General features: G+C 55.9%; 8 protein-coding genes and 1 tRNA gene. 5 read left to right on the forward strand and 4 right to left on the reverse strand.

The window, feature by feature from the left end; genetic code table 11:
- Positions 1 to 61: 61 nt before the first annotated feature.
- The 4 genes from WC370_02180 (at position 62) to cysS (ending at position 3185) form a co-directional block, all read left to right on the forward strand.
- Positions 62 to 493: a DUF559 domain-containing protein gene (locus tag WC370_02180; GenBank protein ID MFA5308277.1), complete on the forward strand. Its 432-nt coding sequence runs from the start codon at positions 62 to 64 to the stop codon at positions 491 to 493.
- Positions 483 to 1166 (forward strand): 2-C-methyl-D-erythritol 4-phosphate cytidylyltransferase, encoded by a 684-nt coding sequence (gene ispD, locus WC370_02185; protein ID MFA5308278.1) that lies wholly within the window; start codon positions 483 to 485, stop codon positions 1164 to 1166. The genes WC370_02180 and ispD overlap by 11 nt, the downstream gene beginning before the upstream one ends.
- A complete protein-coding gene (ispF, locus tag WC370_02190; protein ID MFA5308279.1) occupies positions 1156 to 1650 on the forward strand; it encodes a 2-C-methyl-D-erythritol 2,4-cyclodiphosphate synthase in 495 nt (164 codons plus the stop codon). The genes ispD and ispF overlap by 11 nt, the downstream gene beginning before the upstream one ends.
- A gap of 86 nt (positions 1651 to 1736) precedes the next feature.
- Positions 1737 to 3185, forward strand: coding sequence for a cysteine--tRNA ligase (gene cysS, locus WC370_02195; protein ID MFA5308280.1), 1449 nt, complete (start codon positions 1737 to 1739; stop codon positions 3183 to 3185).
- 2 nt (positions 3186 to 3187) lie between these two features.
- Here the strand turns inward: cysS and WC370_02200 are convergent, their stop codons facing one another.
- The 4 genes from WC370_02200 to gatB form a co-directional block, all read right to left on the reverse strand.
- Positions 3188 to 4234, reverse strand: coding sequence for a prenyltransferase (locus tag WC370_02200; protein MFA5308281.1), 1047 nt, complete (start codon positions 4232 to 4234; stop codon positions 3188 to 3190).
- Between the two features lie 312 nt (positions 4235 to 4546).
- A complete protein-coding gene (locus WC370_02205) occupies positions 4547 to 4687 on the reverse strand; it encodes a DUF5679 domain-containing protein (protein ID MFA5308282.1) in 141 nt (46 codons plus the stop codon).
- Positions 4688 to 4912: 225 nt separating this feature from the next.
- On the reverse strand, positions 4913 to 5134 hold the full coding sequence (secG, locus tag WC370_02210; protein ID MFA5308283.1) for a preprotein translocase subunit SecG: 222 nt from the start codon (positions 5132 to 5134) through the stop codon (positions 4913 to 4915).
- 21 nt (positions 5135 to 5155) lie between these two features.
- Positions 5156 to 6610 (reverse strand): Asp-tRNA(Asn)/Glu-tRNA(Gln) amidotransferase subunit GatB, encoded by a 1455-nt coding sequence (gene gatB, locus WC370_02215; GenBank protein ID MFA5308284.1) that lies wholly within the window; start codon positions 6608 to 6610, stop codon positions 5156 to 5158.
- A 174-nt stretch (positions 6611 to 6784) separates the two neighbouring features.
- Between gatB and WC370_02220 the strand changes: the two genes are divergently transcribed.
- A tRNA-Ala gene (locus WC370_02220) sits at positions 6785 to 6860 on the forward strand.
- The last annotated feature ends 120 nt before the right edge of the window (positions 6861 to 6980 follow it).

The following is a 6980-nucleotide window of genomic DNA, read 5'->3' on the forward strand; positions in this document are numbered from 1 at the left end:
GGGAAATCCTCCTTCTATCCCCCTTTAAGAAGGGGGACAATAGTAAGGGCTGCATTTGATAATGGAAACAAGAAATACCGTCGTCTCCCTTTTTAAAAGGGAGAGTGAGAAGGATTCGGTGATTCCATATAATAAAAACCTGAAAGAATTATCAAAAAGTCTCCGGAATAATCTTACGGAAGCTGAACGGTGTTTATGGCAAAGACTCAAGTTAAAACACCTCGGTTACGTATTTTATCGGCAAAAACCAATCGGCAACTACATCGTTGATTTCTATTGTCAAAAAGCGAAGCTGGTGGTTGAAGTTGATGGCGGACAGCACTTTACAGATGAAACGGCTGGGAACGACAGGATTCGGGATGAATATCTACAAAGCCTTGGCTTAAAGGTATTAAGGTTTTCTAATTCCGAGGTGTTAAAATACACCGATAGAGTTGCGGAAAAGATTCAAATATTTATAAATAATGGAGTCAGGCCTAGCCATGCCCAGTGAAAAAGTCGCCGCTATCATCGTTGCCGCGGGGGACAGCCGCCGCATGGGGGACGTGGACAAAATGTTCGCCCCCCTCGCCGGCCGCCCCGTCCTGGCGCGCGTCCTGGATACCTTTCAGGCCTGCCCCAAAATCGACCGCATAATCGTCGTTATGCATGAAAAGAATTTAGAGCAATTCCGCCGTCTGGCGGCGCAGGAGAATTGGGGCAAAGTCGCGGACATCTGCGCCGGTGGCAAGAGGCGGCAGGACTCGGTAGCGGAGGGGCTTAAAAGGGTGGGGGAAGTCGTTTGGGTCGTCATTCATGACGGCGCCCGACCCCTCGTCACCGCCGACCTTATAGAGCGGGGGCTGGCGGTGGCGGAGGAAACCGGGGCCGCTGTAGCCGCCGTGCCGGTCATCGACACCATTAAAGAGGTGCGGGACGGCGGGATAGTGCGCCAGACGCTCCCACGTGAAAATCTAAGGGCGGTACAGACGCCGCAGGTGTTCAGGCATGATGTCATTAAAAACACCTATAAATATTCCGCCGGAGACGTCACCGATGACGCCGCCCTGGTGGAAAAAGCCGGTTATAAAGTTAAGCTTTACCCCGGCTCTTATGATAATATAAAAATAACCACCGCCAACGACCTTTTAATCGCGGAGGCTTTGCTGAAAAAACATGAGCGGTAATATGCGCATCGGCATCGGGTATGACGTGCACCCCCTGGTCGCCGGGAGGAAACTGGTGCTGGGCGGCGTGGAGATTCCCCATCCCAAAGGGCTTGACGGCTGGAGTGACGCCGATGCCCTCACCCACGCCGTCATCGACGCGCTGTTAGGGGCGGCGGCGCTGGGGGATATCGGGCAGCATTTCCCGCCCGGCCAGCCGGAATACGAGGGGATTTCCAGCCTCGTTTTGCTGGAGGAAGTGGTGGAAAAGCTGGAGGAGAAGGGCTGCCGCGTGGGCAATATAGATGCCACCGTGGTAGCGGAAAAGCCCCGCCTCCGTGAGTATATCGACGATATGCGGCATAATCTCAGCCACGTGCTGGGCATCGATATGGACCGGGTCAGCGTTAAAGCCAGCACCCACAATGGCCTGGGCTTCATCGGGAACGAGGAGGGGATAGCCGTTTACGCCGTGGCCATGATAGAGGAGTCTCCCAACAAGTAACCGCTCACCCTGAGCTCGTCGAAGGGTGAAGCATCACACCGCTATGGTTCGACAGGCTCACCATGAGCGGGAGTAAAGGAATTGGTATGAAAATATCTGACACCCTGACCGGTAAAAAAACGGACTTCCAGCCCCGCGGGGATGTAGTCACCATGTACGTCTGCGGCATCAATCCCTACGCGGATTCCCACATCGGACACGCCATGAGCTATATCTTTTTTGACGTCGTCCGGCGCTACCTGGAGTTCCGCGGCTATAAAGTGAAACACGTGGAAAACATTACGGACGTGGAGGACAACATCATCAACCACGCCAACCGGCTGGGCATCACCGTCAAAGAGCTAACGGAAAATTACGCCGCCCGCCACTTTGAGGACATGGACCGACTCAACAACCTGCGGCCGCACGTCATGCCCAAAGCCACGGAGACGATACCGGAAATCATCGCCACCACCCAGGGGCTTATCGCCAAAGGCTACGGTTACGCGGTAGGGGGCAACGTCTATTTCCGGGTGCGCCAGGCGGCGGACTACGGCAAGCTTTCCAAACGCACTTTCGAGCAGATGATGGCCGGGGCGCGGGTGGAGATAGGCGAGGAAAAAGAAGACCCCATGGACTTCGTCCTCTGGAAAGCCGCCAAGCCCGGCGAGCCGTCCTGGGACAGCCCCTGGGGCAAAGGGCGTCCCGGCTGGCACATCGAATGCAGCGCCATGTCCATCAAGTACCTCGGCGAGCAGATTGACATTCACGGCGGCGGACAGGACGTGGTCTTTCCCCACCATGAAAATGAGATTGCCCAGAGTGAAAGCTACACTGGCAAAAAGCCTTTCGTGCAGTACTGGATGCACAACGGGCTGCTCCAGATGGGCGCGGAGAAGATGAGCAAGAGCCTGGGCAACCTGATAACCATCCGCGATTTCCTGACCAAATACAGCGCGGACGCCCTCCGGCTCTTTGTTTTGAGCTCTTACTACCGCAACCCCATCACCTATACGGAAGAGTCCATCCGGGCGGCGCAGGCCGGGGCGGAAAGGCTGCGGCGCGTGGTGGAAAAAGAAGATGCCGCCGGTACGGGCCAGGCGCTTGATGCCAAGCCCTATTATGCTAAATTTATCGAAGCTATGGACGACGACTTTAATGCCTCGCAGGCTATCGCCGCGCTTTTTGACCTGGCGCGGGACATCAACCGGGCGGAAGAAGAGGGCATGGATGTCAGCGAGGCCCGCCGCCGTTTGCGGGAGCTGGGCGGGGTGCTGGGGCTGACCTTTAAAGCGGACGAGGAGCCGCCGCTGGACATCGCGCCCCTGCAAAAGCTGGCGGCCTCTATTAACGAAAAGGTGAAAGCAGTCGGCGTTGCCGCCGCGGCGGTGACTGATGACGCCGACTCTTTAATGGCGGGACTCATCGCCGTGCGTAAAGAGCTGAGAAAAGCCAAACAGTTCCAGCTCGCCGATGAGCTGCGCAACGGCCTGGCCGGGCTGGGCATTACCCTGGAAGATACGCCGCAGGGCACCGTCTGGAAGAGAAAAAGATAAACTTACTCTGAAAGCACCGCCCGTGAGCAGGCTATCCCCAGCCCCTCCAGCCCGAAAACGATGATAAAAGCGGCCGCCAGTATTATCAGCTGGCTGTTATTCAATTCCATATCGGTAAGGCCGGCCACAACAAAACTGACGGCGTAAATGACGGTAATAAGGTGGTCGAAGACCATCGTACGCAGGCTCAGTGATTCCAGTACTTCCCTATCGGTCAATCCCTGCCTGAAAACAGTACGTACGTTCCATATTATCAGCGGCAGCAGGATAACTGAAAGGTAGGCGCTGATTACCGGCACACCGAAGAATATGTTGACGATAATATTCACGTAGCACAGGATGAGCAGGACGGTGTACAGGATGCCTGCCTTTTCCCTGCCCAGCCTGACCGCCAGGTTGTTCTTGCCGGAAAGCTTGTCCGACTTTATATCCGGGATTTCATTCATCAGTATCACCAGGAAAACGCTGACAGCGCCGGGCAGGGACACCAGCGTAGCCACCGCGTTAAGGCTGCCGGTCTGCAGGTAGTAGCCGGAGATGGTAGCCAGCCAGCCGCAGGTAAACCAGATGGCTATTTCACCCCACCCCCGGTAGGCAAGCTGCAGCGGCTTGGCGGTATAAAAATAGCCGGTGATAATCGCTATCGCTCCCAGGGGGATGGTCAGCGGCCCGGTCTTGAAGCCAAAATACAGCCACAGCCCGATGCCGCCGGCGGCGGCGAGAAACACGTAAGCGGCGATAATGGCCAGGTGGTGGGGGATAAGCCCCATCGGCAGTATGCGGCTACCGCCGGACAGCAGGTGATAGCCTTTATTGGCGATATCCGTATCGTAGTCGTAATACTCGTTCACGAGGAAGGTCATCAGCATGATGCAGAGGACGGCCGCCGATGACAGGAGCAGTATCAACCAGTCGATAGGGTTGCCCCGGCTCCAGGCGATGACGGCGCCGAGGAGAAAGGGAAGAATCCCGCGTGCGCTGGCCCCGAGGCGGAAAAGCGCCAGCCATGAAAACAGATTTTTCCCGGCGGAGATAACCTGTCCCGGCATATCTCTCCTTATAGTCTGGCTGGCTCAAGGCGAACGGATGGAGGTATTTTCCGGGCGTTGAGTGACGGCAGCCAGCGGAAATTGCTATATATAAAACCAGGCCTGATACCAAATAAGGCACTGCCGGAGCAATGCCTTATAATTTAGTTCCAACGCACAACCCAACCCCGCAATTATGCCCGACCGGTAAAACCAACCGCTACCCCGCCCCCCTATTTTTCGCCAATCGGGGAACAAATGCTATACTCGGGGGTTATAACCCACTTTACAACCCCCGAGTGCGTTAACGAGACGAGGGATGGAGAATGCCCTTTAGCCCTTGCCGATGCGGAATACCTTGGTGCCGCAGCTGGGGCAGGTGCCCTGGGTGGCCGGCCTCTTGTTCTTCAGGGTGACCGCCTTGGCGTTTTTCATTTCTACTTTCTTCCTGCATTTCATGCAATAAGCCTGCATTGTGCACCTCCTATATTATCCTTGCCTAGCAGAGTATCAAACCTGAGCATATTTGTCAATACCCGCAGGCACAAAAATAGTCACAATTTTCATAAATCTGTCAGGGAAAGCGCCAAACGGCGTTATCCAGCCCTTTGGGGAACGGAAAACAGGTACGCGCGCCGGTTGCGCTTTAGGGAAAAATAAAGGTATGTTCGCCTTGGCCAAGAAGAAAGAAATGGCGTCCTAGATGGTGACTCTCAGGGATACGATGGAGAGTACGATGAAAACGAACACCAGCACGATGGTAAGCTGGAAGAGGGTCTTTTCCACCCCCCGCTTGGTGCGGTACACCGTGTCCGCCTGGCCGAAAATGCCGCCCAGCCCGCCGCCCTTGACCTGCAGCAGGGTAACGGCTATCAAGGCCACCGCGACTACCAGCTGCGCGATATATAAATAAGTTTCCATCTACCGTTTCTCCACTAGCTGTTACTTCACTTCCGCCAGTTTCCGCCTCAGCACCTCGTTGACCAGCTGCGGATTGGCGCGCCCCTTGCTCGCTTTCATTACCTGCCCGACCAGGAACTTCAGGGCTGTTTCCTTGCCCGCCTTGAAGTCGGCCACCGGCTGCACATTTGAGTTTATCACGTCGGCCACTATTTTCTCAAGCTCACCCGTATCGCTTATCTGGCTGACGCCGCGCTCTTTAATAATATCGGCTGCCGCCTGGCCGGATTTAAACATTTCTTCCAGCACGGTCTTGGCGGTGGCGGTGTTGATGGCCCCGTGTGCGCTTACTATCAGCGCGGCCAGCCGGTCCGGCGGCACTTTAGCGCGGAACGCGGTGATATCTATGTCATTGGCGCTGGTAATCCGGCTGACCTCGCCGGTAAGCCAGTTGCTCATTTCTTTCGGCGCCACGTCTTTTTCACACCTGGCGCCCTCTTCAAAATAGTCGGCCACGGCCTTGGACTCGGTCAGCAGCCGGGCGTCGTACATGGAAAGCCCGTAATCGGCGATAAACCTGTCGCGCCGGGCTTCCGGCAGCTCGGGCAGCTTTGCCCGCACCGCTTCCACCCATTCACGGCTTATCACCACCGGCGGCAGGTCCGGCTCCGGGAAGTAGCGGTAGTCATGGGCGTACTCTTTGCTGCGCTGGGAGACGGTCTTGCCTTCCGGCTCCACCCAGCCACGCGTCTCCTGGACGAGTTTTTTCTCTTCCGCCACGGCTTTGCGCTGGCGTACCGCCTCGTACTCCATGGCCATGAAGACCGCTTTGAAGCTGTTCAGGTTCTTCACCTCCACCTTGGGGCCGAGCTCTTTGCTCCCCACCGGGCGGATGCTGATATTGGCATCGCAGCGGAAGCTGCCTTCCTCCATATTGCCGGTGGAAACGCCGAGGTACTGTAAAATACTGCGCAGCTTGACCAGGTACTGGCGCGCTTCCTCCGGCGAGCGCAGGTCCGGATCGCTGACGATTTCCATCAGCGGCGCGCCGGAGCGGTTGACGTCCACCAGGCTGTAGTCCTCCCCGCCGGCATTGCGGTGCTGCAGCTTGGCTACATCTTCCTCCAGGTGGACATGGTTGATGCCGATTTGCCTGGTAGCGCCGTCAATCTCGATGGTGATAAAGCCCTTCTGGCTGATAGGCGCGTAGGCCTGGGAAATCTGGTAGCCTTTCATCAGGTCCGGGTAGGCGTAGTTCTTGCGGTCGAACCGGGTGAAATCGGAGATGGCGCAGTTCAGCGCGAGGGCGGTCATCATGGTGAATTCCACGGCCTGCCGGTTGATGACCGGCAGCACACCGGGCAGGCCCAGGCACACCGGGCAGACGTGGGTGTTGGGCGGCGCGCTGGCGTAGTCCGCGCTGCACCCGCAGTACATCTTGCTTTTAGTCAATAGCTGGGCGTGTACTTCCAGCCCGATGATTGTTTGGTAGTCCATAGCGGTTACGCGTTGAAAAACAACATATCAAGTATAGCGCAAAGCAGAGGGAGGGGCAAGGGAAGCTCTAAATCCTAATATCTAAATTCTAAACGGGGGGGAGGGGGTTTAGGGTTTAGTTGCTAGAGCTTAGAAATTGTATTTGTAACTGTGCTATAATTTTTAAGTTATCACGGGGCCGTAGTTCACTCGGGAGAACGTCGCGTTTGCATCGCGAAGGTAGGGGGTTCGAATCCCCCCGGCTCCACCAAGCTTCAGTTTCTTAACCCAGGGTATCATAGGTTGTACCAGACCTGCGGATCGCCGAGTAATCTTACTTTTACAATAATTTGACATCATCTTAACTCTTTCCTAACAAGCTAATGCTATA

Source organism: Dehalococcoidales bacterium (assembly GCA_041652735.1).
In the GTDB taxonomy this organism is placed as follows: domain Bacteria; phylum Chloroflexota; class Dehalococcoidia; order Dehalococcoidales; family RBG-16-60-22; genus RBG-13-51-18.

What these genes read in the sequence shown, in the direction of transcription:
- WC370_02180 (MFA5308277.1), top strand. Translation starts at nt 62, where the DNA reads ATGGAAACAAGAAATACCGTCGTCTCCCTTTTTAAAAGGGAGAGTGAG.
- ispD (MFA5308278.1), top strand. Translation starts at nt 483, where the DNA reads ATGCCCAGTGAAAAAGTCGCCGCTATCATCGTTGCCGCGGGGGACAGC.
- ispF (MFA5308279.1), top strand. Translation starts at nt 1,156, where the DNA reads ATGAGCGGTAATATGCGCATCGGCATCGGGTATGACGTGCACCCCCTG.
- cysS (MFA5308280.1), top strand. Translation starts at nt 1,737, where the DNA reads ATGAAAATATCTGACACCCTGACCGGTAAAAAAACGGACTTCCAGCCC.
- WC370_02200 (MFA5308281.1), bottom strand. Translation starts at nt 4,234, where the DNA reads ATGCCGGGACAGGTTATCTCCGCCGGGAAAAATCTGTTTTCATGGCTG.
- WC370_02205 (MFA5308282.1), bottom strand. Translation starts at nt 4,687, where the DNA reads ATGCAGGCTTATTGCATGAAATGCAGGAAGAAAGTAGAAATGAAAAAC.
- secG (MFA5308283.1), bottom strand. Translation starts at nt 5,134, where the DNA reads ATGGAAACTTATTTATATATCGCGCAGCTGGTAGTCGCGGTGGCCTTG.
- gatB (MFA5308284.1), bottom strand. Translation starts at nt 6,610, where the DNA reads ATGGACTACCAAACAATCATCGGGCTGGAAGTACACGCCCAGCTATTG.